At 68.7% G+C, this 23411-nt stretch carries 21 protein-coding genes; 15 read left to right on the top strand and 6 right to left on the bottom strand.

Translation table 11 applies throughout. The features are described from left to right. The first annotated feature begins 1 nt into the window (after position 1). The 4 genes from H8F25_RS00435 (at position 2) to H8F25_RS00420 (ending at position 5670) form a co-directional block, all read left to right on the top strand. Positions 2-1954 carry a sensor domain-containing phosphodiesterase gene (locus tag H8F25_RS00435; protein ID WP_197211574.1) on the top strand — a complete coding sequence of 651 codons (1953 nt, stop codon included), beginning with the start codon at positions 2-4 and terminating at the stop codon, positions 1952-1954. 292 nt (positions 1955-2246) lie between these two features. Further along, positions 2247-3866: a NuoM family protein gene (locus H8F25_RS00430; RefSeq protein ID WP_197211573.1), complete on the top strand. Its 1620-nt coding sequence runs from the start codon at positions 2247-2249 to the stop codon at positions 3864-3866. Then, on the top strand, positions 3863-5173 hold the full coding sequence (locus tag H8F25_RS00425) for a CO2 hydration protein (RefSeq protein ID WP_197211572.1): 1311 nt from the start codon (positions 3863-3865) through the stop codon (positions 5171-5173). Before H8F25_RS00430 ends, H8F25_RS00425 begins: the two co-directional genes overlap by 4 nt. A 95-nt stretch (positions 5174-5268) precedes the next feature. Next, positions 5269-5670: a fasciclin domain-containing protein gene (locus H8F25_RS00420; RefSeq protein ID WP_197211571.1), complete on the top strand. Its 402-nt coding sequence runs from the start codon at positions 5269-5271 to the stop codon at positions 5668-5670. On the opposite strand, the gene H8F25_RS00415 is transcribed toward H8F25_RS00420, so the two are convergent. Further along, positions 5671-7797 (bottom strand): CHASE domain-containing protein, encoded by a 2127-nt coding sequence (locus H8F25_RS00415; RefSeq protein ID WP_197211570.1) that lies wholly within the window; start codon positions 7795-7797, stop codon positions 5671-5673. A gap of 201 nt (positions 7798-7998) precedes the next feature. Here H8F25_RS00415 and H8F25_RS00410 point away from each other — a divergent pair, with 201 nt between their 5' ends. The 6 genes from H8F25_RS00410 (at position 7999) to H8F25_RS00385 (ending at position 14472) form a co-directional block, all read left to right on the top strand. Continuing rightward, positions 7999-9054 carry an amino acid ABC transporter substrate-binding protein gene (locus H8F25_RS00410; protein WP_197211569.1) on the top strand — a complete coding sequence of 352 codons (1056 nt, stop codon included), beginning with the start codon at positions 7999-8001 and terminating at the stop codon, positions 9052-9054. 68 nt (positions 9055-9122) lie between these two features. After that, entirely contained in the window at positions 9123-10196 is a 1074-nt protein-coding gene (locus tag H8F25_RS00405; protein WP_231597409.1) for an amino acid ABC transporter substrate-binding protein, read from the top strand. Beyond that, entirely contained in the window at positions 10196-11206 is a 1011-nt protein-coding gene (locus tag H8F25_RS00400; protein ID WP_197211567.1) for an ABC transporter permease subunit, read from the top strand. The genes H8F25_RS00405 and H8F25_RS00400 overlap by 1 nt, the downstream gene beginning before the upstream one ends. Continuing rightward, on the top strand, positions 11206-12417 hold the full coding sequence (locus H8F25_RS00395; RefSeq protein WP_197211566.1) for an amino acid ABC transporter permease: 1212 nt from the start codon (positions 11206-11208) through the stop codon (positions 12415-12417). The genes H8F25_RS00400 and H8F25_RS00395 overlap by 1 nt, the downstream gene beginning before the upstream one ends. After that, positions 12417-13175, top strand: a complete 759-nt coding sequence (locus tag H8F25_RS00390) for an amino acid ABC transporter ATP-binding protein (protein ID WP_197211565.1) — start codon at positions 12417-12419, stop codon at positions 13173-13175. The genes H8F25_RS00395 and H8F25_RS00390 overlap by 1 nt, the downstream gene beginning before the upstream one ends. 157 nt (positions 13176-13332) lie before the next feature. After that, positions 13333-14472 carry a CARDB domain-containing protein gene (locus H8F25_RS00385; RefSeq protein ID WP_197211564.1) on the top strand — a complete coding sequence of 380 codons (1140 nt, stop codon included), beginning with the start codon at positions 13333-13335 and terminating at the stop codon, positions 14470-14472. A 241-nt stretch (positions 14473-14713) separates the two neighbouring features. Here H8F25_RS00385 and H8F25_RS00380 read toward each other — a convergent pair whose 3' ends face one another. Continuing rightward, positions 14714-16318, bottom strand: coding sequence for a glycoside hydrolase family 57 protein (locus H8F25_RS00380; RefSeq protein ID WP_197211563.1), 1605 nt, complete (start codon positions 16316-16318; stop codon positions 14714-14716). A 291-nt stretch (positions 16319-16609) separates the two neighbouring features. On the opposite strand from H8F25_RS00380, the gene H8F25_RS00375 reads away from it, so the two are divergent. From H8F25_RS00375 to H8F25_RS00360, 4 genes are all read left to right on the top strand, one after another. Further along, complete coding sequence (locus H8F25_RS00375) at positions 16610-18235, top strand: 2-isopropylmalate synthase (RefSeq protein WP_197211562.1); 1626 nt, start codon at positions 16610-16612, stop codon at positions 18233-18235. Between the two features lie 3 nt (positions 18236-18238). Beyond that, positions 18239-18685, top strand: coding sequence for a hypothetical protein (locus H8F25_RS00370; protein WP_197211561.1), 447 nt, complete (start codon positions 18239-18241; stop codon positions 18683-18685). 91 nt (positions 18686-18776) lie between these two features. Beyond that, entirely contained in the window at positions 18777-18992 is a 216-nt protein-coding gene (locus H8F25_RS00365) for a Nif11-like leader peptide family natural product precursor (protein ID WP_197213283.1), read from the top strand. 5 nt (positions 18993-18997) lie between these two features. Further along, a complete protein-coding gene (locus H8F25_RS00360; RefSeq protein ID WP_197211560.1) occupies positions 18998-19585 on the top strand; it encodes a histidine phosphatase family protein in 588 nt (195 codons plus the stop codon). Positions 19586-19672: 87 nt separating this feature from the next. Here H8F25_RS00360 and H8F25_RS00355 read toward each other — a convergent pair whose 3' ends face one another. Continuing rightward, positions 19673-20770: a hypothetical protein gene (locus tag H8F25_RS00355; RefSeq protein ID WP_197211559.1), complete on the bottom strand. Its 1098-nt coding sequence runs from the start codon at positions 20768-20770 to the stop codon at positions 19673-19675. Positions 20771-20823: 53 nt separating this feature from the next. Between H8F25_RS00355 and H8F25_RS00350 the strand changes: the two genes are divergently transcribed. Continuing rightward, the gene (locus H8F25_RS00350; RefSeq protein ID WP_197211558.1) at positions 20824-21672 is read left to right on the top strand and encodes a carbohydrate ABC transporter permease; all 849 of its coding nucleotides are present in this window, start codon (positions 20824-20826) and stop codon (positions 21670-21672) included. 25 nt (positions 21673-21697) lie between these two features. Here H8F25_RS00350 and H8F25_RS00345 read toward each other — a convergent pair whose 3' ends face one another. The 3 genes from H8F25_RS00345 to H8F25_RS00335 are packed head-to-tail and all read right to left on the bottom strand — an operon-like array spanning position 21698 to position 23051. Beyond that, positions 21698-21871: a hypothetical protein gene (locus tag H8F25_RS00345; RefSeq protein WP_197211557.1), complete on the bottom strand. Its 174-nt coding sequence runs from the start codon at positions 21869-21871 to the stop codon at positions 21698-21700. Between the two features lie 23 nt (positions 21872-21894). Continuing rightward, positions 21895-22680: a CDP-diacylglycerol diphosphatase gene (locus tag H8F25_RS00340; RefSeq protein WP_197211556.1), complete on the bottom strand. Its 786-nt coding sequence runs from the start codon at positions 22678-22680 to the stop codon at positions 21895-21897. Next, complete coding sequence (locus H8F25_RS00335; protein WP_197211555.1) at positions 22677-23051, bottom strand: hypothetical protein; 375 nt, start codon at positions 23049-23051, stop codon at positions 22677-22679. The genes H8F25_RS00340 and H8F25_RS00335 overlap by 4 nt, the downstream gene beginning before the upstream one ends. Between the last annotated feature and the right edge of the window lie 360 nt (positions 23052-23411).

Below are 23411 nucleotides of genomic sequence, written 5' to 3'. Positions count from 1 at the left end.
CATGGAACCCCCTCTGATCCCAGACGACGAAGCGGAACGTTTACAGAAGCTGTACAGCTTCGGCGTTCTGGATACGGAGGCGGATCCCAAGTTTGATGACATCAGTGAACTCACCCGCTATCTCGCTGGCACCGAGATCGGCATCGTCAGCCTGGTGGACAGCAACCGCCAGTGGTTCAAGAGCTGTGTGGGCGCACCCCTGGGACAGCAGGAGACGCCGCGCGACATCTCCTTCTGCGGCCACACAATCCTGCAGCGCGAACCGCTGATCATCCCCGATGCGCTCGCCGACCCCCGCTTCGCCGACAATCCCCTCGTGGTCGGAGAGCCCTATCTGCGCTTCTATGCCGGCTTTCCGCTGATCACCGCCGATGGCTTCGTGATCGGCAGCCTCTGCGCGATCAGCCGCCAGCCCCACCAGCTGAACGACGACCAGATCAACGGCATCCGACGACTGGCCAAGCTGACCGTGCAGCAGCTGGAATATCTGCTTGAATCCACGCTGCTGGCCGCCGATGCCTCTGCCATGACCGTGGAGCAGTTGCGCGGCCTCACCAGCGAGCGCCTCAGCTCCCTGGAGCGACTGATCAGCCGCGATCAGATGGTGCAGATGCTGGATCTGATGTTCAGCATGGAGCTGGAGTCAGAGTTCAGTCTGATGCGCTGCCGTTTCCGGGATTACGAGCGGGTGAATTCCACTCTCGGCGGCATCGTGGCGGAGGAATACATGAACGAAGCCGCCCGTCGCGTGCTTGCATCGATTCCCCGTTCCGCCTCGGTGGCCCGCTTTTCCGACGCAGAGCTGATTGTGCTGCTGCCCTTCTTCGTGGAACAGGGCGAGTTGCGCAAGGTGGCCGAGCGGATCCTTGCCTTTGCCAACCACATCTATCGCAGTGGCCAGCAGTCGCTGTCGATGGCCCTGTCCATCGGCATCGCTGTGCGTCGCCAGAACTATGACGGCTCCGAGGCCATCCTGGCTGACACCAGCATGGCGGTGCGGATGGCCAGCCGCCTCAGTGGCAATGCCTATCGCTTCATTGATGGCGAATCACGCGTGGCAGCCCGCGAGAGCTATCGACTCGAATCCGAATTCCGCGAAGCGATTGCCGCCAAGGCGCTGGAACCCTTCCTGCAGCCCATCGTCAATCTCAGCACCACGGAACCGATCGGATTCGAGGCTCTCGCCCGCTGGCCCCGCTCCGACGGCCTGCTGCTGCCCAATACCTTCATCCCGCTGGCGGCCGAATGCGGTCTCACCGGAGAACTTGATCTGCTGATCATCGAGAAGGCCCTGGCCGCGATGCCGCTGCTCGCCCAGCCGGTGCCGCTGCGCGAGATGCGGCTGAGCTTCAACGTCTCGGGAATCCTGCTGGAAGATCAAGAGCTGAGGAAACGCCTGCTCGGGTTGATCGATGACAACCCCTGCCCTCCCGGCTGGCGCCTGCAGGTGGAACTTTTGGAAGACATCTTCCAGGACACCAGCGGGGAATTCAGCCAGTTCCTCGCTGCCCTCGTGGAGCGCCATGTGCGGATCGCCATCGATGACTTCGGCACCGGCTACTCCTCACTGGCGAGGCTGATCTCCCTGCCGATCCAGGCCGTGAAGATCGATCGCGCCTTCATCTGCCAGCTCACCGATGACACCGATTCCCCTCGGACTCTGCTGCGCACGATGCTGACGATGCTGACGGATCTGAACCTGGAGGTCACCGCAGAGGGAGTGGAAGACGAGCAGCAGCGCCAATGGTTGCTGCGGCATGGCACCGTCACCGCCCAGGGCTTCCTGTTCTCCGTGCCGATCTCGATCAGCGAGTCGATCACCCTGCTGCAGAAACTCGATTACCGGCCACGGGCGATTCCGATCAAAGGCCGGCGCATTCAGGACACGCGCCGCCGGCAGCTGCGCTCCTATCTGCGCCTGCCGTTTCTCGGTGGGCGGCGCAACAGCGACTGAGCCCTCCGGCGCTGCAACCTGATGCAGCTCGCTCCCTGAATTGAGCTTCATCGCGGCCCGCTCCGACCGGTCCAACACCATCACTCGGGTGTCGTGGGAACAGAAGCCTGCCGTGCGCAGTCCGCAGCACCAGGCGAGAGGCCACGGCCAACGATCAGAGTTGCTTGTCTCAACGATCGCGACTTCCTTTCTTCAAGCCGCGACAACGGCAGCGGACGTTCAGTAGCTTCCCGCCCACCCGAAGGCCGGCCGGATTCCGGACCCACGGCGTGACCGCCATGTCGATGCGCTGATGCCACCGATCGCTCTTCTGTTGCTGCTGGTTCCGCCCCTGCTCAGAGCCCTGCTGATCCAACTCCTGACGGAGGAGCGCGCCGCCGCGGTGCGACCTCTGGCGGCTCTGGCCGCGGGCCTGCAGTTCCTGCTCGGACTCCTCTGCTGGCGGCTGCCGCCACCGGATCTGCGTCTCGACTGGCTGCCGAAGCTGGGACTGAGCCTGGATCTCTCCCTCGACGGCCTGTCGCTGCCGTTGCTGCTGCTCACTGCCCTGCTGACGACGCTCTCGGTCCTGGCGACCCGCCCCGATCAGAGCCGCCCCAGGTTGTTTCATGCCCTGTTGCTGGCCACCAACGTCGGGGTGAGCGGCGCCTTCCTGGCCCGCAACGCGCTGCTGTTTCTGCTGTGCTTCGAGCTCGTGCTGATTCCCACCACCCTGCTGGTGGCCATCTGGGGGGGTGAGCGCCGCGCCGCCGCCGCCGTGCGCTTCCTGCTCTACGGGGCGGTCTCCGGGCTCACCCTGCTGGCGGCCGTGCTCAGCCTCGGCTGGCTCGGCGCCGAGGGTGTGGATTTCAGCTACGCCAGCCTGGCGCAGGCCTCCCTCCCGGTGGAGCTGCAGCGCTGGATCCTGGTTCTGCTGCTGGTGGGTTTCGGCCTGAAGCTGCCCATCGTTCCGCTGCATGGCTGGCAGCCCCTCACCTACGGCCAGGCGCCCACTCCGGTGGTGATGATGCTCGGTGGGGTGGTCACCAAGCTGGGCGCCTACGGCCTGCTGCGCTTCGGGGTCGGCTTCCTGCCCGACGCCTGGAGTGCCTGGTCCCCCTGGATCGCCGCCGCCGGTGCCATCAGCGCGGTCTACGGCGCCCTCAATGCCATCGCCCAGGACGACATCCGTCGCCTGATGGCCTACAGCTCCCTGGGCCACATGGGACTTCTGGTGCTGGCGGTCGCTGCCGCCACCCCCCTCTGCCTGCAGGGTGCCGTGGCTCAGATCCTGGCCCACGGCCTGATCGTGGCCCTGCTGTTCGCCTGCGTCGGCCTGATCGAACGCCGCACCGGCACCACCAGCATCCCTGAGCTCTCCGGTCTCCTCAACCCGCTGCGGGGCCTGCCCTTCACCATGGGCATGCTGCTGCTGGCCCTGATGGCCGCCGCCGGCATCCCCGGTCTGGCGGGCTTTCCGGCCGAGCTGATGGTGTTCGAGGGCAGCTGGACCGCCTTCCCGCGAGCCACGCTGGTCTCGCTGATCGCCTCGGGCTTCACGGCCGTCTACGCCATCCGCCTGTTCAACAGGGTGGGCTTCGGCCGGCTGGACAACAGCCGCGCCAACTGGGTCTCGACCCGGTGGGGAGAGCGGGCACCGGCCCTCGTGCTGGCCGCCCTGGTGGTGGCGTTCGGCATCTGGCCCACAGCCCTCACCGGCTGGAGCGAATCGGAAGCGAACGCCCTCGCCCTGCGCTCCCAGCCCTTCCTGCTGTCCCAGGGGCCCTCGCTCTCGCCAATGGCCGCCGGCGACGGGGCCATCCTCTCCGCCGGGCCGGCCAACGCACCGGCTTCGGCCTTGGCGTCGGCCTCCGTGGCCGACACCGCTCTCGCCTCTGCTTCCCCCGCCGCACCGGAGGTGCTCCCCGCATGACGCCCGCCAACGCCACCCTCGACGCGCCCAGCAAGGCTCCGCTCATCCCCCCATCCCAGCACCGCTGGGCCGATGTGATTCACCGGCTGGAAGCGGGGGGTTCGATGCTGCCCGACTCGCCGGAGAACCTGATGCAGATCATCGGCATCTACAAAGCCTACGCCGTGCCGATGGATTTCTACTGGCGCGATCTGCTCTACATCGCCGAACGGGTGTTCCTCAACCCCTTGCCGGCGTTCAAGTATTTCCCCAGCCAGGAGTATCTCGATCGCCCCAACTCCTACGCCGGTGATCAATCGAAGCTGCGCATCTGGCGCGGCGGCGAACAGGCCCATCCCGAACTGCTCGCGTTCATGGCCAGGGGCGAGACCGGCAGGATGCCGAAGCTGCTGCATCACCTGTGGCACGACCGCATCAACATGGAGTTCGCCGAGGCCTGCATGCAGGCGATGCTCTGGCATCAGGGCATGGGCGGGCGCTTCAACGACTATCTGGCCAGCGACGCCTACCGGGCCAATGCCGATCGGGCGATCAGGGCCTACTTCCGGGGCAACCCGCTGATGCTGGGTCTGTATGCGCTGTTCCCTGAAATGTTCATGGAACAGGTCAAACAGATGAGCTATTACGCCAATCTCGGCCTGTTCTGGGAGGTGATGGCACCAGTCTTCTTCGAGATGAGCGACATCTACGACGAAGGCGGCTTCCAGGGAGTGCCCGATGCGATGAATTTCCTGGTGAACGGCATCTTTGCCGTTGCCGGCCGGCCGATCTACCACCACGTCCATGTGGGCGACGAATGCATCGAGGTGATCCCCAAATCGGAGGGGTTCACCTGGCTGTACGAAGCGGCCCTTCCATATGTGGAGGCTGTCTTCTATCGCACGGCCCCCTTCCGCGGCACCAAGAGCTACAACGCCCAGGCCGGCCAGGTGCCATCCGATCAGGCCGATTTCCACTACGGCATCCTGTACGCCGATGTCTTCCCCGTGGGGTCCGCCGGCATTCCGCCCACCCTGCTGATGCAGGACATGCTGCACTTCCTGCCGCCCTATCTGCAGGAGCTCTACAGACAGCACCGCCGCGGCGAGGAGGATCAGCTGGTGCAGCTGGGCATCACCTTCCAGCGCTCGATGTACAACGTCACCTCCGCGGTGATCCAGGCCTTGCGCTGCGCCCTGCTCTACCCGCTCGATGACAGCGATCCCGAGCATCTGATGGCCAACCGCCGCTTCTTCGAGGCCCAGATGGATCGCTTCCTGCGCCCTGAGGCCCGCCTCGGTGCCATCCAGACCCAGGACTACCGCTGAACGATCACCACGCTCCGGACGATCCCCACCTCCCGAGGTGCCTGCCGCCGTCCTGTGACGACCACGACCCGACGCCCTTCCACCCCCCGCTCCCCATGGCCACGATCCTCGAAGCGGCACAGGCCGCCGGCTGCTTCCACACCCTGCTCACCGCCGTCGAGCTGGCCGGCCTGACCGCCGCCCTGGAGAGTCCCGGTCCGTTCACGGTGTTCGCGCCGGTCGACGACGCCTTCGCGGCCCTGCCGCCCGGCACCGTGCATACCCTGGTGGACAACACCCCCCAGCTGGCCCGCATCCTCAAATATCACGTTCTCGCCGGTGCCCACAGACGCGAGGAGCTGATCGTGCATGCCGAATGGGAGAGCCTGGAAGGAGCCCCGGTGCCGATTCGTCGGGCCGACCCCTTCGAGGTGAAGAACGCCACGGTGCTGCAGGCCGACATCACCTGTGACAACGGCATCGTGCATGTGCTCAACCGGGTGATCCTGCCCGGCTGATCAGCTCCCAGGCTGGCTGTCATCCCCCGGAGCGGCGAGCGTCGTCGGCACCTGCCGGGCGATGGTGATGCCATGGCTGTCGTCCTGTTTGGAGCGATACATCGCCTGATCGGCGGCATCGAGGAGCTGCCCGGAGCTGATGCCATGCTGCGGCGAAAGAGCGATGCCGATGCTGGCGCTGATGGCGATCGGCAGATCGAACTCGCTGCTGCAGAGGCGAATCACCGCCTGGATCTTCTGAGCGAAGGCCTGCAGCTCCTCCAGACCGATGGCCCGCGGCACCAGGATCACGAATTCATCGCCGCCCAGGCGCGCCACCAGATCCTCGCTGTGGGTGGCGGCGCGCAGGCGCTGGGCCACCAGCCGCAGCACCCGGTCGCCGATGGCATGACCGTACTGATCATTGACCGGCTTGAAGCCGTTGAGATCGAGAAACAGCAGGCCCACATGGCCGCCCTGCCGCTCCGCCACGGCCAGGGCGACATTGAGCTTCTCCTGCAGCATCGCCCGCCCCGGCAGCCCGGTGAGCTCATCGTGAAGAGCCCTGTAGCGCACCAGTTCCTGGGCGTGGTGGCGATCGGTGATGTCCTGAAGCATGCCCACGAAGTGACTGATCTGCAGAGCGGAGTCGTGCACGGCGGTGACGCTCAGCTCATGGCGACGGATCTCGCCGCTGCGCAGCCGGTTCCAGATCTCGCCCTGCCAGAACCCTCGCTCGCGGGCGTCCTCCCAGAGCCGGGCGTAGAAATCACCCTCATGCCGCCCGGACTTGAGCAGGTTGAGACTGCGCCCCAGGATCTCGGCTCCGGCATAGCCCGTGATGCGGGCGAAGCTCTGATTGGCCGACAGCACCCTGCCCTGGGAATCGGTGACGACGATCGCCTCGGGGCTGGCCTCGAACACGGTGGCGGCCAGGGCCCGCTCCTGATTGGCTTTCTCGGCGATCGCCAGGGCTTCACGGGTACGCAGGTGATTCGTGATCAGCATCGCCGTCGCCAGCGAAGCAATCACTGTCCCCATCGAACCGAGCACCAGCACCAGCAGCACCTGGCCGGACCAGCCGCCCGGACCGATCAGCTGATCGCTGAGCTGAATACCGATCCTCCAGCGTCGACCCGCCACGGTGATCGGCTGGTACTGGGCGTGGCCGAGCGACGGGCGATTCTGCTGGCGGGTGTTGTCGAAAATCAGATCGCTGCTCGCGACCGTGTCGCCGTCGTACACCCGCACGGTTGAACCGGCCAGCACAGGGTTGTTGATCGTGCGCAGCGCCGCCTGCACCAGATCCCCCACCCGGATCGGCGCGTAGGCCCACCCCTGCAGCGTTGTGGAGTACTGCGAGGCGGAACGCGGCGGCGTGCGCGTTCCCTGGCGGCAGACCGGCAGATAGATCAGCACCCCGGGCTGCACGTCGATGGTGCCTTCCTGCACGAGTTGCACCTGACCCGACAGCGAGGCCCGCCCCGTCTGCGCGGCACGATCCATGGCCCGGCGACGGACGGGCTCGCTGTACATGTCGAACCCGAAGGCCCGCTGGTTGCGAAGGTCGAAGGGCTCCAGGTAGACAATCGCGCTGCCGTAGGGCCGCGGCCCCGGTGGACGGATCGTGAAATCGTCAAAACCCTCCGCACGCAGCGCCGCCGTCTGGGATGGCCATTGGGCCGCGGTGAGGAAGCGGCTGAAGCCGATGCCCTGGATGCCGGCGAGACTGTTCTCCTCGCGGCGCAGCGTCTCGTAGTAGGTGCTGAATTCGCGCCGATCCACCTCTGCGGAGGCGTTGAACAGGCCCGCCACGCCGTTGATCGTGTCGATCACCTCCTTGAGCTTCATCTCGATCGCATCGGCGACGTCATCGAGCAGGGCCCGCTCGATCTGTTCATGGCTCTGCTGACCGAGACGACGGGTCTGTTCAGCGACGGCCGCGGTGAGGCCGAGACCCAGCACCAGAACAACCAGAGGCAGGCGCCGCTGGCTGCCGATCAACAACCGGCGAAACGCAGAGAGCAGCCGCCGCGCGGTGGCAGGGACGGCGGCAGGTGCCTGGGCCGATGGATCCCCTGCGGAGCGCGCCTCAACGGACGCCTGTGGGGCCCCCTGCTGCGACGGCGGCGACGGCGGAGGCAGCATCAAGATGCCTGCAGGGCGGAGAGGCCCCCCCCTATGGTGACAGCGCTGAGCGGAAGAGAACCCACCGCGGTACGCAGCGCCGATCGTCCCGGGCGTGCCCCATCGCTCAGGCCAGGGCCTGGGAACGCCCAAACCCGCAACAGGCCTCGCTCAGGCCCGCGAGGTGAGTCGTGAGAAGATCCGCCGAACAGCAGGATCCCCATGCGCGCGGCAATCCTGGCGGTGCTGCCGCTGCTGATGGGACTTGTGGTCGGCTGCGGCGACAGGGAGGCCCCACAGGCCGGTGCCAGTCCCACCCTCCAGCGCATCCGGGAGAGCAAACGGCTGGCCTGCGGCATCAACGGCCAGCTGCCTGGCTTCAGCAGCCTGGCGCCCGATGGCCGCTACGAGGGATTCGACGTGGACCTGTGCCGTGCCGTGGCGGCGGCCCTCGGGGAGGGGATCCGGCTGGAGCTGCGGCCGCTGACCCTGGCCGAGAGCCTGACGGCCGTGGTCAGCGGCGAGGTGGATCTGCTCTCCCGCAACCTCACGATGACGCTCAGCCGCGATGCCACCGGCGGCAACGGGCTCAGCTTCGCACCGGTGATGGTGCACGACGGCGGCGGCGTGCTGGCGCCCGTGGCCAGTGGCATCCGCCGCCTGCCCGACCTGGCCGGGCGGACCGTCTGCGTGATCAGCGGCTCGACCAATGAGCTGGTGCTGGCCGACCGCATGCGCCGCGAGGGGGTGCCCTACACGCCCCTGCGCTTCCGCAGCGCCGACGACACGTTCAGCGCCTATCTAGCAGGACGCTGCAGCGCCATCAGCAGTGACCGCTCCGGCCTGGCCGCCCGCCGCAGCCGCTTTCCCAAGCCCCAGGAGCACGGCCTGCTGCCGGAGGTGCTGAGCCGCGAACCGCTGGCCCCCGCCACCGCCCAGGCGGATCCGGCCTGGGCGGACGCGGTGCGCTGGGTGATGCACTCCTTGGTGGAGGCCGAGGAGCGGGGCATCAGCCAAGGCCGGCTCGAGACCACCCTGGCCGCCGCCCGCCGTGACCCGCGCCGCAGCGATCTGCGCCGCTTTCTCGGGGTGGAGGGGAACCTGGGGGCCTCGCTGGGCCTGCCCGCCGATTTCAGCGTGCGCGTGATCCGGGCGGTGGGGAACTACGGCGAGCTGTTCCGCCGGCACCTTGGCCAGGGGTCTGCGCTGGGGCTGGAGCGAGGCCTCGACCGGCTTGCCGGAGACGGCGGGCTGCAGCAATCGCCTCCCTTTCGCTGACAGCTCCCGTCAGGGACATCCGCAACCCTCCACCAGCTGACACAATTCCCGCACTGACAGGCGTGGCCATGAGGATGTTCCAGCGTTGGCAAACAACGCTCCCGATCGCCTGCGCGACCTCCGCCCTGCTGCTCGCCGGCTGTGCCAGTGAAGGCGGCGGCGGGGTGCAGAGTCAGAAGCTGGCCACGATCACCACCCGAGGCAAGCTCGTCTGTGGTGTCGACGGCAAGCTGCCAGGCTTCAGCTTCGTCGGCCCCGATGGCACCTACCGCGGCCTCGATGTCGACGTCTGCCGTGCCCTGGCGGCGGCTCTGTTCGGCGACCCCGGCAAGCTCGAATACCGCGATCTCAACTCCAGCGAGCGCTTCGTCGCCCTCTCCAGTGGCGAAGTGGATGTGCTCTCCCGCAACACCACCAACACCCTAAGCCGTGATGCGGCCGGCGGCAACGGCCTGAGCTTCGGACCCACCGTCTTCTATGACGGCCAGGGCGTGATGGCACCGATCAGCAGCGGCATCCGCAGCCTCAAGGATCTGGCCGGCAAACCGATCTGCGTCGAAACCGGCACCACCACCGAGCTCAATCTCGCCGACCGGATGCGCGAGCTCGATGTGCCCTACACCCCCCTGAAGTTCCAGACGGGGGATCAGACCTACGCCGCCTACCTGGGCGGCCGTTGCGTCGCCGTCACCAGCGATCGCTCCCAGCTGGCCGGTAAACGCACCAACTTCCCCAATCCCTCCGAGCACGCGCTGCTGCCGGACGTGCTCAGCAAGGAACCGCTGGCCCCGGCCGTCGTCAACGCCGACCCCGCCTGGGCTGACGCCGTGCGCTGGGTCACCTACGCCCTCATGCAGGCTGAGGAGCTGGGCATCACCAAGGCCAACGTGGCCGAGCGCGTCCAGCTCGCCAAGGCCAATCCCAACCAGGCCGACCTGCGCCGCTTCCTCGGTGTCGAGGGGGAGTTCGGCAAGCAGCTGGGGCTTCCCGCCGACTTCGTCGTCAAGGCGGTGTCCACCACCGGCAACTACGGCGAGATCTTTGAGCGCAACGTCGGCATGGGGTCCCCCCTCAAGCTTGAGCGGGGCCTGAACCGCCAGTGGAACAAGGGCGGCCTGATCTATTCGCCCCCGTTCCGTTGATGGCGGTCGCCTCCACGGACCCCGGCGGCAAGCCGGCCGAACCCATGCCCTGGTGGCACAACCGCCGCGCCCTGCCCTGGTTGGTCCAGGGAGTGGTTGGTCTGGTGCTGTTGCTGCTGATCGCCTTTCTGCTGGGCAATCTGGTGCGCAACCTCACCGCCGCCGGCCTGCTGCTCACCTGGCGCTGGCTGGGCCAGCCCGCCGGTTTCGACGTCAGCGAATCGCTGCTGCCGTTCAGCCCCGACCTTCCCTACTGGCGCGCCCTGCTGGTGGGCCTGGTCAACACCCTGCGGGCCGTGATCGCCGGCCTGATCGGCTCGACGCTGCTGGGCACGCTTGTGGGCATGGCCTCCTTCAGCAGCAATGCCCTGCTGCGCCGGCTGGTACGGATCTATGTGGAGATCAACCGCAACATCCCGCTGCTGCTGCAGCTGGTCTTCTGGTATTTCGTGGTCTTCCTGTCCCTGCCCAATGGCAGTGCCGCCCCGCAGCTGCCCGGCGTGGTGCTGGCCAAATCCGGTCTCTACCTGGCGGGCTTCGGATCCGCGGGCTGGGAGCTTCCGAGCCTGACCAACGGGGTCTGGCACGCGCCACTGCAGCTCAGCGTCGAGTTCGCGGCCCTGCTCACCGGCCTGATCGTGCACGTCAGCGTCTTCATCGCTGAGGTGGTGCGTGGCGGCATCAGCTCCGTGCCGCGCGGACAGTGGGAGGCCGCCTCGTCGCTGGGGCTGCACTGGTGGACGACGATGCGCCGCATCGTGCTGCCCCAGGCCCTGCGGGTGATCGTGCCGGGACTCAACAGCCAGTACATCAATCTCGCCAAGGGAACCTCCCTGGCCATCGCCGTGGGCTACACCGACCTCTACTCGGTGGCCGAAACCACCCTCAACCAGACGGGCCGGGCGATTGAGGTGTACCTGATCCTGTTGACCGCCTACCTGGCCATCGATCTGGGAATCTCCGCCCTGATGAACGGCCTCAACCACAGCGTGCAGGTGAAGGAACGCTGATGACAGCCGTGCTCCATCGCCTGCGGCGGGACTACTTCGCCACCCCCGTGGACAGCGCGATCAGCGTGGTGCTGATCCTGCTGGTCGGTTCAGGCCTGATCGGGCTGCTGCGCTGGGCCCTGTTCCAGGCCGAGTGGGCCGTGATCCAGGTCAACAGCACCCTGTTCGCCGTCGGCCGCTACCCGGTGGAGCAGCAGTGGCGGCTGTGGCTGGTGACAGCCCTGCTGGCGGCGGCCAGCGGCATCAGCTGGGGACTGCTGCGGGCCCTGCCCCGTCGCGATCGCCGCCTGGAAGCCAGGCTCTGGCCCCTCAACGACCGCATCGCCATCATCCTGTTCGCCGCCATTGCCCTGGTGCTGCCAGCTCTGCTGCGGTTGTCGCCGGCCATCCAGGCACGCTGGTGGCTGATCACCGCCCTGCTGCTGGCTCTGCGCTGGGCGGCGGGGCACTGGGGAGCGGGTCGCCGCGGCCGCCTCGCCCTCCGGTTGCTGCCCCTAGTCTGGCCGGTGCTCTACCTGTTCGGCCTTGGCCTAATCGGCGGGGGGCTCGGACTGATCCAGGTGCCCCCAGGCGAGTGGGGCGGCCTGCTGCTCACCCTGGTGCAGGCCAGCCTGGCGATCCTGCTCTGCTTTCCGCTCGGGGTGCTACTGGCGCTTGGCCGCGGCAGCGATCTGCCGCTGCTGCGCTGGAGCTCGGTGGTCTACATCGAGTTCATCCGCGGCGCCCCGCTGATCACCCTGCTGTTCCTGGGGCAGAACATCCTGGGATTCCTGCTGCCCGGTGGAGTTGCGCCTGAACGGGTTTGGCGTGCCGCCCTGGTGCTCACCCTGTTCGCGGCGGCCTACCTGGCCGAAGCCGTCCGTGCCGGCCTGGCGGCGGTTCCCCGGGGCCAGCTGGAGGCCGCTCGCTCGCTCGGGCTGTCCACGCCCCAGGCCATGACGAGCATCGTGCTGCCCCAGGCCATCCGCACGGCGATGCCGGCGATGGTGGGCCAGTTCATCGCCCTGCTGCAGGACACCACACTGCTGTCCCTGATCGGACTGCTCGAGCTGCTGGGCACCGCCCGCACCGTGATGGCCAACCCGGCCTTCCTCGGCCGCAACGCCGAGGTCTACCTGACGCTTGCCGTTCTGTTCTGGTGCTGCTGCGCCGCCCTCGGTCTCGGCAGCCGCGCGCTGGAACGTCGCCTCAACCCCAACACAACAGCCTGATGCAAAGCCCAGCCGATCAGCCCGCCAGCCTGATGATCGAGGCCAGCGGCGTCCAGAAGTGGTACCCCAACGGCTACCACGCCCTGCGCGGCTGCGACCTGAGGGTCAGCCGCGGCGAGGTTGTGGTGATCATGGGCCCCTCCGGATCGGGCAAGAGCACCTTCCTGCGCACCTTCAATGCCCTCGAGGAGTTCCAGAAGGGCAGCATCACGGTGGATGGCATCGTCCTGTCGAACGATCTGCGCCGCATCGACGCCATCCGCCGGGAGGTGGGGATGGTGTTCCAGCAGTTCAACCTGTTCCCGCACCTGAGCGTGCTGGAGAACCTCACCCTCGCGCCGGTGCTGGTGCGACGTCGCCCCAGGGCTGAGGTCGAGAGCCAGGCCCAGGCCCTGCTCGAGCGGGTGGGCATCGCCGAGCAGGCGCACAAGTATCCCGGTCAGCTCTCCGGCGGCCAGCAACAGCGGGTGGCGATCGCCCGCGCCCTGTGCATGGAGCCGCGCATCCTGCTGTTCGATGAGCCCACCAGCGCCCTGGATCCGGAGATGGTGCGCGAGGTGCTGGAGGTGATGCAGGATCTGGCCGACGACGACATCACGATGGTGGTCGTCACCCACGAGGTGCGGTTCGCCCGGCAGGTGGCCCATCGGGTCGTGCTGATGGACGAGGGCCTGGTGGTGGAGGAAGCCCCGCCGGAGACGTTCTTCACCAACCCCAGCCACGGGCGCACCCGCAGGTTCCTGGAGCAGATCCTCTGAGCGGAGCCCTGCGCGGGAGCCATGGCGCGGTGGCACGTGGGGTCAACCCCGGAGCGGGATTGGGCCGACCTTCGCGACAGGACAGGCGTCGATCGTTGCATCGGCGCCGGCCGCTGCTAGCGAGAGGCTTCGAACCACACCCCGTCGCCCGCTCCCGATGGTCCGTCTTCACATCGCCAACACGGTCACCGATCTGGTGCACGGGGACGTGCAGGAGCACCTGCCCCTGGAGCGGATCCCGCTGCGGGGCGATGTGCTCGGCCTCGGCACCACCAGCGGCTGGGACAACGGCGAACTCACCTTTCTGCAGACCGGGCCCGACGGCGGCAGCAGCATCTACAAGAGCGAACCCTCCGATGGCAGCATCCGCCGGCTGACCGGCGGCTCCGGGCTCAGCCACTTCCCCTACGTCTGCTTCAGCGATGACGCCACGTCCCTGCGGCGGCCGGTGCCGGCGGAGCTGCTGAGCGGCGCCGGGGGCAGGCCCCTGCAGGAGACGATCGGCGGGGCGATCGCCGCGATGACCGCCGCCGGCAGCCTGGAGCGGGCACCGCTGTACGGGCTGCGGCTCCTCAGCCTCTGGGAGTCGCTGGTGATCACGGTGGCCTCCAAGCTCTGCATGGGCCAGCTGCGGCGCAACGATGGCCTGGCGCGGCTGCAGGCGCTGGCGGGCGGCGAGGCGGGCGTGGGCGCGACGATCTACGAGCGGCTGCCCCACTTCCGCCTCAGTGCGGAGGATCCCGCCACCCCCGGCGATCCGGTGCGCTGGCTGGGCCGCAGCCTGCACTGGGACGGCTGCGGCTTCTACGACACCCAGCCGGAGCTGGGGCGGGTGACGGTGCCGGCGACCGGCGCCCACCTGCACCTGCACGGCTGCAGCACCGATCTGCGCCACGGCGGCCACCTGCACCATGAACACCCGGGCAGCCGGCTGCAGGAGCTGGAGCGGCTGGTGCTCTACCCGCTGCAGACGATCCATGCCATGGCCTCCGATCTGGCCATCCGGGAGCTGAGCTTCGAAGCGGGGGAGCTGCGGTTCTCGGTGCTGAACGAAGGCAACCTCGATGCCAGCGACGTGGGCGTGGCGGTGGTGATCGAAGATCGCTGGAGCGATCACCGCTACCTGCACCTCCCCTGGCTGGGGGCGGGCGAAGGGGAGCAGGTGCGCATGCCCCTGAACCTGGCACCCGGCCGCCACCGGCTGGAGGTGATCGTCGATCCTGAGCGGCGCATCCTGGAGGAGGCCTGCCGCCAGGCGAACAACCGCCAGAGCCTCGTGGTGCAGATCCCCGGCTGATCTGACGACGGAGACGTTGCGGCAGTGGCGGTGCTGAAGCCCCGGAGCCAACCCACAGGCCCGACAGGGACGCCGCTGGCGGGGGCTGCTGTGGCAAGGCCTCCAGGCCAGACGCTGGGCGTGGATGACGCCGAGCCATGGGCCACGCTGGCGGTGGGCGGACCGAACCGGGCAGGTGGAGGACAGACCCGCCGCAGAACCCCGCCGGAGCCGCTGCTGGAGTCTCAGCCGGCGATGAGGCTCAACCCCGCGGCTTGGGCGGATGGCCTGGCGTGGCCCGCAGTGGCGGCGTCGCCCAGTCGGCGGCGTTGAGCAGCGGAAAGAGGCCATCCTCGTGCTGCAGCGCCTCCAGCCAGCCCTCGGGCAGCTCCGTGCCGCGGTCGATTGCATCCATCAGGCGCCAGAAGCGCTCGAGATGGCGATGGATGCGCTCGCGCGCCAGCTCGGTGGTGGTGCCGGCCCGCAGGATGAAGCTCCAATCGGAGCTCTGGGCGAGCAGCAGTTCGCGGCCCGCCTGGGTGAGCAGCTCCCGCTGGCTGGCGCTGCCCACCCCCCGGTTGACGCGGCGGACCATGGCGCGCGAGGCCCGCTGCCACTCGGCCACCACCCAGGAATTGCTCTCGTTGAGCCAGTAGTTGTGGTAGCCGCCCTGGCCCCAGCTGGAGGGAGACGGCTGGCACACCTGCAGGGCCTGGCCGGCGCTGAGCACCTGGCGCAGGTGGGTGAAGCGCACCCCGGAGTCGGCCGCCTGACGGAACAGGGCACCCAGGAAGCGGGGGCCCTCGAACCACCAGTGGCCGAACAGCTCGGCGTCGAAGGGGGCCACCAGCAGCGGCGGGCGATCGATGGCGCGGGCGAGGGCCTGCAGCTGGCGGGAGCGGCCGCGCAGGTAGGCGGTGGCGTGCTCCTCCAGGCGCTGCGCCGCCGCGGCGGGGTCGTAGGGCTGTTTGGTATCGAGGGGGCAGCCCTGAGAGGTGACCCGATGCAGCTTCAGGCCCAGGGGCCGGCGACTGCCGATGCCGAGCGCGGCCAGCTGCGCGTCGCTGAGATCCCAGCCCAGGTCGCGGTGGAATTCCCGGTAGGCGCCGTCACCGGGGTAGCCCTGGCTGGCGCTCCAGACCGGCAGGGTGGATTCGCTGTCACGGGCGAAGAAGGCCACCCCGGCAGGAGAGCAGATCGGGGCGTAGACCCCGTAGCGGGGACGGGGCAGGGCATGCAGCAACCCATGGCCGTCGAGGAGCGTGTAGCGAAGGCCGCAGGCGGCCAGGTGCTGATCGAGCCCTTCGTAGTAGGCGCACTCCGGCAGCCAGATCCCCAGCGGCCGCTCGCCCAGCAGACGCTGATGCTCGCGGACGGCGGTGAGCAGCTGGGCCCGCACCGCCTCGGGCGCATCACGCAGCAGGGGCAGGTAGCCGTGGGTGGCGCCGCAGGTGATCAGGTCGAGCACCCCCAGGCGCTGCAGGGCCCGCAGGCGGGGCAGCACATCCCCGTCACAGGCGAGGAACTGATCGCGGGCAGCCTCCAGCCGACCGGAGAGATCGCGGGCGGCGGCCTCCAGGGGCGTGGGGGCCCCCTGAAGCAGCTGCAGGCGCAGCTGCAGCCACGGCACGAAGCGGGCGTTGAGCTCCGCGTCACACAGCAGCGACAGCAGGGTGGGGGAGACCCCCATCGTCAGCCGCGGCTCCTGGGTGGGGTCAGCGGCGGCCGCCTCCAGCATCTCCAGCAGGGGCAGATAGCACTCCTGAAGCGCCTGGAAGTACCAGTCCTCCTCCAGGGATCCCGCCTCGCCCGACCGCACATAGGGCAGGTGGGCGTGGAGCACAAGGGCCAGATCGCCGTCGGCCATGGCGAACCCACAGTCGCGGCACTCTAGGAGCCGGTCACAGAGCCCCTGGAAGGGCCCCAGGCGATCCGCGCAAGCCGTTCAGCACCAACGCGTTCAGCCGCTGCACCTCCCCCACGGCCTCGGGCGGCAGGTCCCCGGGCTCGGGGGGCAGGGGGCAGCCCGCCAGCCTGGCCTTAGAATGCCGTCTAACTCATACTCAATCCGCTTAGCGCCCTCCTCCGGATCCGCCCTGCCCCGTGCAGTCAGCGGCCCTCCGGCCGGCCAGGGCAGCCCCAGGCGGCCATTTCAGCCATGGCGCGCGATCCCGGACGGGTTCTCATCTTCGACACCACCCTCCGCGACGGGGAGCAGTCCCCGGGCGCCAGCCTCAACCTGGAGGAGAAGCTGGCGATCGCCCAGCAGCTGGCGCGCCTCGGGGTCGACATCATCGAGGCCGGCTTCCCCTTCGCCAGCACCGGCGACTTCAATGCCGTGCAGCGCATCGCCCACGCCGTGGGCACACCCGACGGGCCGGTGATCTGCGGCCTGGCCAGGGCCGCCGCCGGTGACATCAAGGCCTGCGCCGAGGCCGTCGCCCCGGCCGCCCGCAGGCGCATCCACACCTTCATCGCCACCAGCGACATCCACCTCGAGCACAAGCTGCGCAAGAGCCGCGCCGAGGTGCTCACGATCACCCGCGAGATGGTCGCCTACGCGCGCTCGCTCGTCGACGACGTCGAGTTCTCCTGCGAGGACGCCGGCCGCAGCGATCCCGAGTTCATGCATCAGGTGATCGAGGCCGCCATCGAGGCCGGCGCCACCACGATCAACATCCCCGACACGGTGGGCTACGCCACCCCGGCGGAGTTCGGCGCCCTGATCGCCGGCATCGACAAGGCCGTCCCCAACATCGATCAAGCGGTGATCTCGGTGCACGGTCACAACGACCTCGGTCTGGCCGTCGCCAACTTCCTCGAGGCCGTCAAGAACGGCGCCCGTCAGCTGGAGTGCACGATCAACGGCATCGGCGAGCGGGCCGGCAACGCCTCGCTCGAGGAGCTGGTGATGGCGCTGCATGTGCGCCGCAGCTACTTCAATCCCTTCCTGGGCCGGCCGGTCGAGAGCAGCGAACCGCTCACCGGCGTGCGCACCGAGGAGATCACCAAGACCTCACGGCTGGTGAGCAACCTCACCGGCATGGCGGTGCAGCCCAACAAGGCGATCGTCGGCGCCAACGCCTTCGCCCACGAGAGCGGCATCCACCAGGACGGCGTGCTCAAGAACCGGCTCACCTACGAGATCATCGATGCCCGCACCGTCGGCCTGGCCGACAACCGCATCTCCCTGGGCAAGCTCTCCGGCCGCAGCGCCTTCCGCGCCCGCCTCGAGGAGCTCGGCTACAACCTCGAGGGTGACGATCTCAACGACGCCTTCGCCCGCTTCAAGGAGCTGGCCGACCGCAAACGCGAGATCAGCGACCGCGACCTCGAGGCGATCGTCAGTGAGCAGGTGCAGCAGCAATCCGAAGCCCGCTTCGTGCTCAAGCGGGTTCAGGTGAGCTGCGGCACCGGCCTGCAGCCCACCGCCACGGTCAGCCTCGAAACCACCGACGGCGTCGAACTCACCGAGGCAGCGATCGGCACGGGGCCCGTGGATGCCGTCTGCCAGGCCCTCAACCGCCTGGCGGGAGTGCCCAATGAACTGATCGAGTTCAGCATCAAGTCGGTCACCGAGGGCATCGATGCCATGGGCGAGGTGACGATCCGTCTGCGCGCCGGCGGTGTGCTCTACTCCGGCCACGCCGCCGACACCGACATCGTCGTGGCTGCGGCCCAGGCGTTCGTCAATGCCCTCAACCGCCTGGTGGCCGGCAGCCAGCGATCACCGCTGCATCCGCAGAAGACGCCGCTGCCGCTGGCCGAGATGCCAAGGGTGTGAGCGATGAGCCATACGCTGCGGCGGCTGCTCCACTGGAGCGAGCCGATCCTGCGACTGCTCATCTGGGCTGTGGCACTGGGCTATCTGCTGCTGGAGGCTCGCGAGGTGGCGGCGCAGAGGCAGCTGACCCAGATCACGGTCTTCGCGGTGCTGTTCCTGGTGGCCAGCTTCCAGCTGAGCCTGGCCCGATTCCTTGTCACGGGCCCTGAGGCAGCCGAGGCCGCGATCGCCATGCAGAGCTCGCTGGCGATGTTCGTTGCCTCCCTGTTCTCGGTCCTCGACGGCGCCCTCGATCATCTGTTCGCCGCCCTGCAGGGCGGTGGCCCGGGCCCTGCGGCGCCACTCCTCTATCTGCTGGGCTGGGTCGTCAATCTCCTGTGCGTCGTGATGGCCCTGGCCTCGCTGGAGCTGTTCCTCGCCCTGCTGCGCCGCCTGATCCCCCGGATCTGACGGCGCGTTGAAACGCCCCGCCACTCCCCACGCCCGGGGCTGACAGGGGCGCCGCGGCTCGGGGAGAGTGGATACTCCTGCCGGCCTGCCGATGTCGCTCGACCAACTGAAAGCCTTCCTGGCGCGCATGCAGGCCGATGCGGGCCTGAAGCAGCAGGTGCTGGCCGCCGCCACCGCCGACGACGTCGCTCAGATCGCGCTGAAGCTGGGCTTCGAGTTCTCCGGCGATGAACTCCTGCGTGTGTCCGGTCAGAAGTTCGACCGCGTCACCGTGCGCAAGAACGACATCCCCGGCGAGTACAACTGAGGCCGATGCCCTCCCCTTCCCCCGAGCTGTGGCTGCTGCGCCACAGCGCCACCGACTGGGCCCGCAACGGCCGCCACACCGGCCGCACCGATCGGCCCCTGCTGCCGGAGGGTGAGGAGGAGGCCCGCCGTCTGGCGCCGGCACTGGCCGGCATGGCCTTCGACGCGGTGCTCACCAGTCCGCTGCAGAGAGCCCGGCGCACCTGTGAGCTGGCCGGCCTGGGGAAGGACGCCCGGATCGTGGATGACCTGCGCGAGTGGGATTACGGCGACTATGAGGGCATCACCACCGCCGAGATCCGCCGCAGCGTCCCGGGCTGGACGGTGTTCAGCCACCCCTGCCCCGGCGGTGAATCCCTGGAACAGGTGGGGCAGCGCTGCCAGCGGCTGCTCAACCATTGCCAGGGCCTGATCGGTGGGCACGGTCGGCTGGCCCTGTTCGCCCACGGCCACATCCTGCGCGCCCTCGCCGGCACCTGGCTGGGGCTGGGGCCGGGTGGCGGAGCCCTGCTCAGCCTGTCCACCGGCACGCTGAGCGTTCTGGGACGCGAACGTGAGCAGGCCGTGCTGCTGCGCTGGAACGCGCCGGTCTGAGCCGCAGCTGCCGGGCGTCGCGGTGAAGTCCAGGTGCTGCAGCGGTCACACAGCCCCCCTCAGACCTGCAGACGATGGCGACCGGGGTCAGCCGAGGGCGGCGGAGGGAGCGTCTTCCCCGGCGGCAGCGTCGGGCTGACTGGTGTGCAGCTCCGACGCGGCGCCACAGGCGGAGCAGTACGGGTAGAAGACCGGTTGATGGTGGTCGCAGACGCGGCAGTGGGTCTGGATGCGCAGGCCGCAGTGCATGCAGAAGTCCGGCATGGGAGCCTCGCCGCTGCACAGGAAACGCTCGCAGCTGGGGCACTGGCGGCGAGCCAGGGTCTGCAAGGCCCTCTCGTAACGGATCTGCTGCAGCCGGTCCTGCTGGGGAGCCTGCTGTTCGGACTGCTTGCGGCGCAGGTAGGCCCGCAGCCAGCGCATCAACGCCCGCCCGCCCAGGTAGGTGAGCAGCGCCCCGATGCCGTAGCGGATGTAGGCCCCGAAGCTGGGCAGGTAGGGCACCAGCTCCACGAAGAAGGCGTAGAGGCTGAACAGCAGGAACCCCCAGACGAATGGCCACTGCTCGCCGCCACGCCGACGGCGGAACAGATGCAACGCCAGAGCCAGCACAGGCAGCACGAATCCCAGCCGGATCAGGAAGGCGATCCATTCATGGCGGCGGAGGGCCCGCGCATAGGCCTGCTCACCGCGACGTTCCAACTCCGCCTGCTGGCGCCGCAAGGGCGCCAGGCGACCCTGGAGCTGCTGCTGGCGCTGTTCGAGCTGTCGCTGGTCCTCGGCCAGCAGACGATCCTGCTCCAGCCGGGCATCGAGCTGACGGGCCCGCTGCAGCACCTCGGGGTTCTGATCGCTCTGGGCGGTGGCGGCCCGGGTGGCCCGCCAGGTCTCGAAGCTCTGGCGCTCTCGCCGCAACGTCTCCTGAACCACCTCCCGGCGGCGATTCAGGGCCTCCAGCTGCTCCTGCAGGCGCCGCACCTGTTCCTGCAGCGGTTCGAGACGGTTCTGCACCGCCTGCAGCGCCACCACGGGGCGAAACTGCGCGGCCTGAGGGGCGCGGCTGAGCAGCGGCAGATCCGCGATCAGGCTGGCCCCCACCTGGATCAGGAACCAGGCGAACAGCACGGCGATCGCCCACTGACCGGCGCGCACCAGCCGTTCAGGGCCGCGGGAGGGACTGAGCATGGATCTGCAGCGATGCCCCATGCTGGCGGCGTCCGTCGATCGAACCCACTCCCATGGCCTCGACAGGCAGTGCCGCGCCCCGATCCCCGCTCGCCGTGGCCGTGCAGCTGGCGGTGCTGCTGCTGCTGGCTCTGCTGCTGCTGCTGCCGCTGCTGTGGCTGCTGAGCACCTCGCTGAAGGGCCCCACCGAGAACATCTTCACCAGCCCGCCGGCCCTGCTGCCCGCCGCCCCCAGCCTGGAGGCCTACCGCAAGCTGTTCGCCGAGCAGCCGATGGCCACCTACCTGCTCAACAGCACCATCGTCAGCGCCCTGGCGGTGGTGGCCAACCTGCTCTTCTGCTCGCTGGCCGCCTATCCGCTGGCCAGGCTGCGCTTCGCCGGTCGCGGGCTGGTGCTGGCGCTGGTGGTGGCCACGATCCTGATTCCGTTTCAGGTGGTGATGATCCCGCTCTATCTGCTGATGGTGCAGATCGGCCTGCGCAACACCCTCTGGGCTCTGATCCTGCCCCAGGCGGCCACCGCCTTCGGGATCTTCCTGCTGCGGCAGAGCTTCCTGGGGGTACCGGTGGAGCTGGAGGAGGCGGCCCGCATCGATGGCTGCACGCCACTGGGCGAATGGTGGAACGTGCTGATCCCAGCCGCCCGTGCCGATCTGATCACGCTGGCGATGTTCGTGTTCATCGGCACCTGGAGCGATTTCCTCTGGCCCCTGATCATTCTTGACGACCCCAATCTGTTCACCCTGCCGCTGGGATTGCAGCAGCTGTCCAGCAGCTTCTCACTCGACTGGCGCCTGGTGGCAGCAGGTTCGGTGGTCTCGATCGTGCCGGTACTGCTGCTGTTCGTGCTGCTGCAGCGTTATATCCTGCCCAGTGCCAGCGGTGATGCGGTGAAGGGGTGAATCAGCCTTTCCAGGCGTCTGTCAGTCAGCTGCCGGCAGAGCCGGGATCGCGCAGCTGGCAGGCCCCGCGGAAGTCGATCAGGCCCTCGGCGCTGATCCCATCGAGGCTGTAGAGCAGGTGGTAGCCGGCCCCCCCGGCGGCACGGCTGAGGAGGATCGCCGCCCGGGGCATCGCCTCCTCCCCTGCATCGAGGCTCACCAGGGCGAAGGGACTGCGCTGGCTCAGGTCCTGGCCGGCATTCCCAGACCCGGGCTGGGCATCGGCAATCCAGCGGACGCGGAACCGGTGGTGCTGGGGCTGTTCCCCGGGGCCATCGGCGAAAGGATCATCAGTGAGCGGAAGCGTGAGTCCTGGCCGGCCTGGATCAGTGCCGCCCGCAGCGTCGGGCTGATCCGACCGCCATGCAGGTGCAGCTGGTGCTGGCTGCGATGGTCCATCGGATTGATCCCCAGCAGCCACTCGCGCTCCCCCAGGCTCGGCTGGCGCAGTCGCCGCACCATGTCGATCGCCAGATTCCAGTAGGGGCGCTGATCGCGGCGGGAGCGGTCCTCCACGCCGATGGTCGTCTCGGATGCGAACAGCACCAGATGGCAGCTGTCAGGGCCGCCCCGGCGGTCCAGCACCGCCACCACGCCCAGCCGCCGCTGAGGCAGCATCCAGAAGGGTCCCGCGGACTGGCGGCAGAGTTGCCCGTCGCGGCAGCGTCGCAGCTCCCGGAACACGGTGCAGGCGGGCGATGCCGCGTTGGCGGGCGCGTCGCAGGGGGCGCAGGCCTGGTTGCCGGGCTGCAGGTAGGGGGGCGCGACCAGGCTGAAGTGGTCGGGATCGGGATCCGGCAGCCCCGGATCAGGGCAGCGCTGGATCGCCGCCGATCCCTGGGCCAGCGCACGGCCTCCACCCCAGGCCGCAGCCAGCGCCGTCGGGAGGGCCAATGCCAGAGCTGCGAGGGCAAGAGCGGCGAGGGGCCGCTGCGGCGGGACAGTGGTGTGCGGACGACGAGGGCTCAAGGGCTGGCCGGAAGGGAGTGCGCTGGCCGCCGGCCGCCGCTGGCGGGAGACGGCAGCAGCAGGCCATCGGCCGCGCTGCCGCCTTGGGTGAGCAGGGCGTTGCGCACCTGCTCCAGTTCGCTCTGCAGCCGTTCGATCACCTGCTGCTGATCACGCTCTTTGCTCATCAGCTCCAGCCCGCCCTTCTCCATTGTCTGCAGGCGCGACAGCATCGCGCGCAGCTGCTGCTCCAGCACGGCGGTGCGCTCCAGGGCACGGCTCTGTTCGAGCGCCCTCACCCGGTTGGACAGCTCTCCGATCCGCTGCGCCTGGGCCTGCTGGCGGTTCACCACCACGGCGAACAGCACCAGCAACGTGGTGGAGAGGGCCACAGGCAGCCAGAGCCAGGGTGTCCTCCGCTCCGGGCCAGGGGGTGTTCTCCGGTGCGCCGGCATGCGGGACTCCTGAGCGATCCCCGTCCCCAGATCCCGCTGCAGGCCTGCGGGAGGGCCAGCGACCTGAGCATCCTGTTGCCACGGGGAGGAACCTTCCGGCGGCGGTGCGCCCATGGCACGTTTCGGCATTGCTGAGCCGATCCTGCCGGTCCGCTGCCGAGCTGACCAGCAAGGAGAGCACGTCGATGAGCCCGCTGAACCGGCACTGGAAGACTGCCGCACGCCAGGGGAGCGCGACGCGCCACCCGTCTCGCTCCTCATCGGAGCCATCCCGGGGTGTGGAGGTCGCCGCCGTTC

Origin of the sequence: Synechococcus sp. CBW1004 (assembly GCF_015840715.1) — a bacterium.
In the GTDB taxonomy this organism is placed as follows: Bacteria; Cyanobacteriota; Cyanobacteriia; order PCC-6307; family Cyanobiaceae; genus Cyanobium.
Note: the sequence above shows the minus strand (reverse complement) of the source record. Positions and strands in the feature narration are given on the sequence as shown.

Excerpts from the sequence above, each read along its gene's own strand:
- H8F25_RS00395 (WP_197211566.1), top strand. The coding sequence starts at position 11,206 with ATGACAGCCGTGCTCCATCGCCTGCGGCGGGACTACTTCGCCACCCCC.
- H8F25_RS00435 (WP_197211574.1), top strand. The coding sequence starts at position 2 with ATGGAACCCCCTCTGATCCCAGACGACGAAGCGGAACGTTTACAGAAG.
- H8F25_RS00390 (WP_197211565.1), top strand. The coding sequence starts at position 12,417 with ATGCAAAGCCCAGCCGATCAGCCCGCCAGCCTGATGATCGAGGCCAGC.
- H8F25_RS00420 (WP_197211571.1), top strand. The coding sequence starts at position 5,269 with ATGGCCACGATCCTCGAAGCGGCACAGGCCGCCGGCTGCTTCCACACC.
- H8F25_RS00410 (WP_197211569.1), top strand. The coding sequence starts at position 7,999 with ATGCGCGCGGCAATCCTGGCGGTGCTGCCGCTGCTGATGGGACTTGTG.
- H8F25_RS00405 (WP_231597409.1), top strand. The coding sequence starts at position 9,123 with ATGAGGATGTTCCAGCGTTGGCAAACAACGCTCCCGATCGCCTGCGCG.
- H8F25_RS00370 (WP_197211561.1), top strand. The coding sequence starts at position 18,239 with ATGAGCCATACGCTGCGGCGGCTGCTCCACTGGAGCGAGCCGATCCTG.
- H8F25_RS00400 (WP_197211567.1), top strand. The coding sequence starts at position 10,196 with ATGGCGGTCGCCTCCACGGACCCCGGCGGCAAGCCGGCCGAACCCATG.
- H8F25_RS00385 (WP_197211564.1), top strand. The coding sequence starts at position 13,333 with ATGGTCCGTCTTCACATCGCCAACACGGTCACCGATCTGGTGCACGGG.
- H8F25_RS00365 (WP_197213283.1), top strand. The coding sequence starts at position 18,777 with ATGTCGCTCGACCAACTGAAAGCCTTCCTGGCGCGCATGCAGGCCGAT.
- H8F25_RS00360 (WP_197211560.1), top strand. The coding sequence starts at position 18,998 with ATGCCCTCCCCTTCCCCCGAGCTGTGGCTGCTGCGCCACAGCGCCACC.
- H8F25_RS00430 (WP_197211573.1), top strand. The coding sequence starts at position 2,247 with ATGCCACCGATCGCTCTTCTGTTGCTGCTGGTTCCGCCCCTGCTCAGA.
- H8F25_RS00425 (WP_197211572.1), top strand. The coding sequence starts at position 3,863 with ATGACGCCCGCCAACGCCACCCTCGACGCGCCCAGCAAGGCTCCGCTC.
- H8F25_RS00380 (WP_197211563.1), bottom strand. The coding sequence starts at position 16,318 with ATGGCCGACGGCGATCTGGCCCTTGTGCTCCACGCCCACCTGCCCTAT.
- H8F25_RS00355 (WP_197211559.1), bottom strand. The coding sequence starts at position 20,770 with ATGCTCAGTCCCTCCCGCGGCCCTGAACGGCTGGTGCGCGCCGGTCAG.
- H8F25_RS00350 (WP_197211558.1), top strand. The coding sequence starts at position 20,824 with ATGGCCTCGACAGGCAGTGCCGCGCCCCGATCCCCGCTCGCCGTGGCC.
- H8F25_RS00415 (WP_197211570.1), bottom strand. The coding sequence starts at position 7,797 with ATGCTGCCTCCGCCGTCGCCGCCGTCGCAGCAGGGGGCCCCACAGGCG.
- H8F25_RS00375 (WP_197211562.1), top strand. The coding sequence starts at position 16,610 with ATGGCGCGCGATCCCGGACGGGTTCTCATCTTCGACACCACCCTCCGC.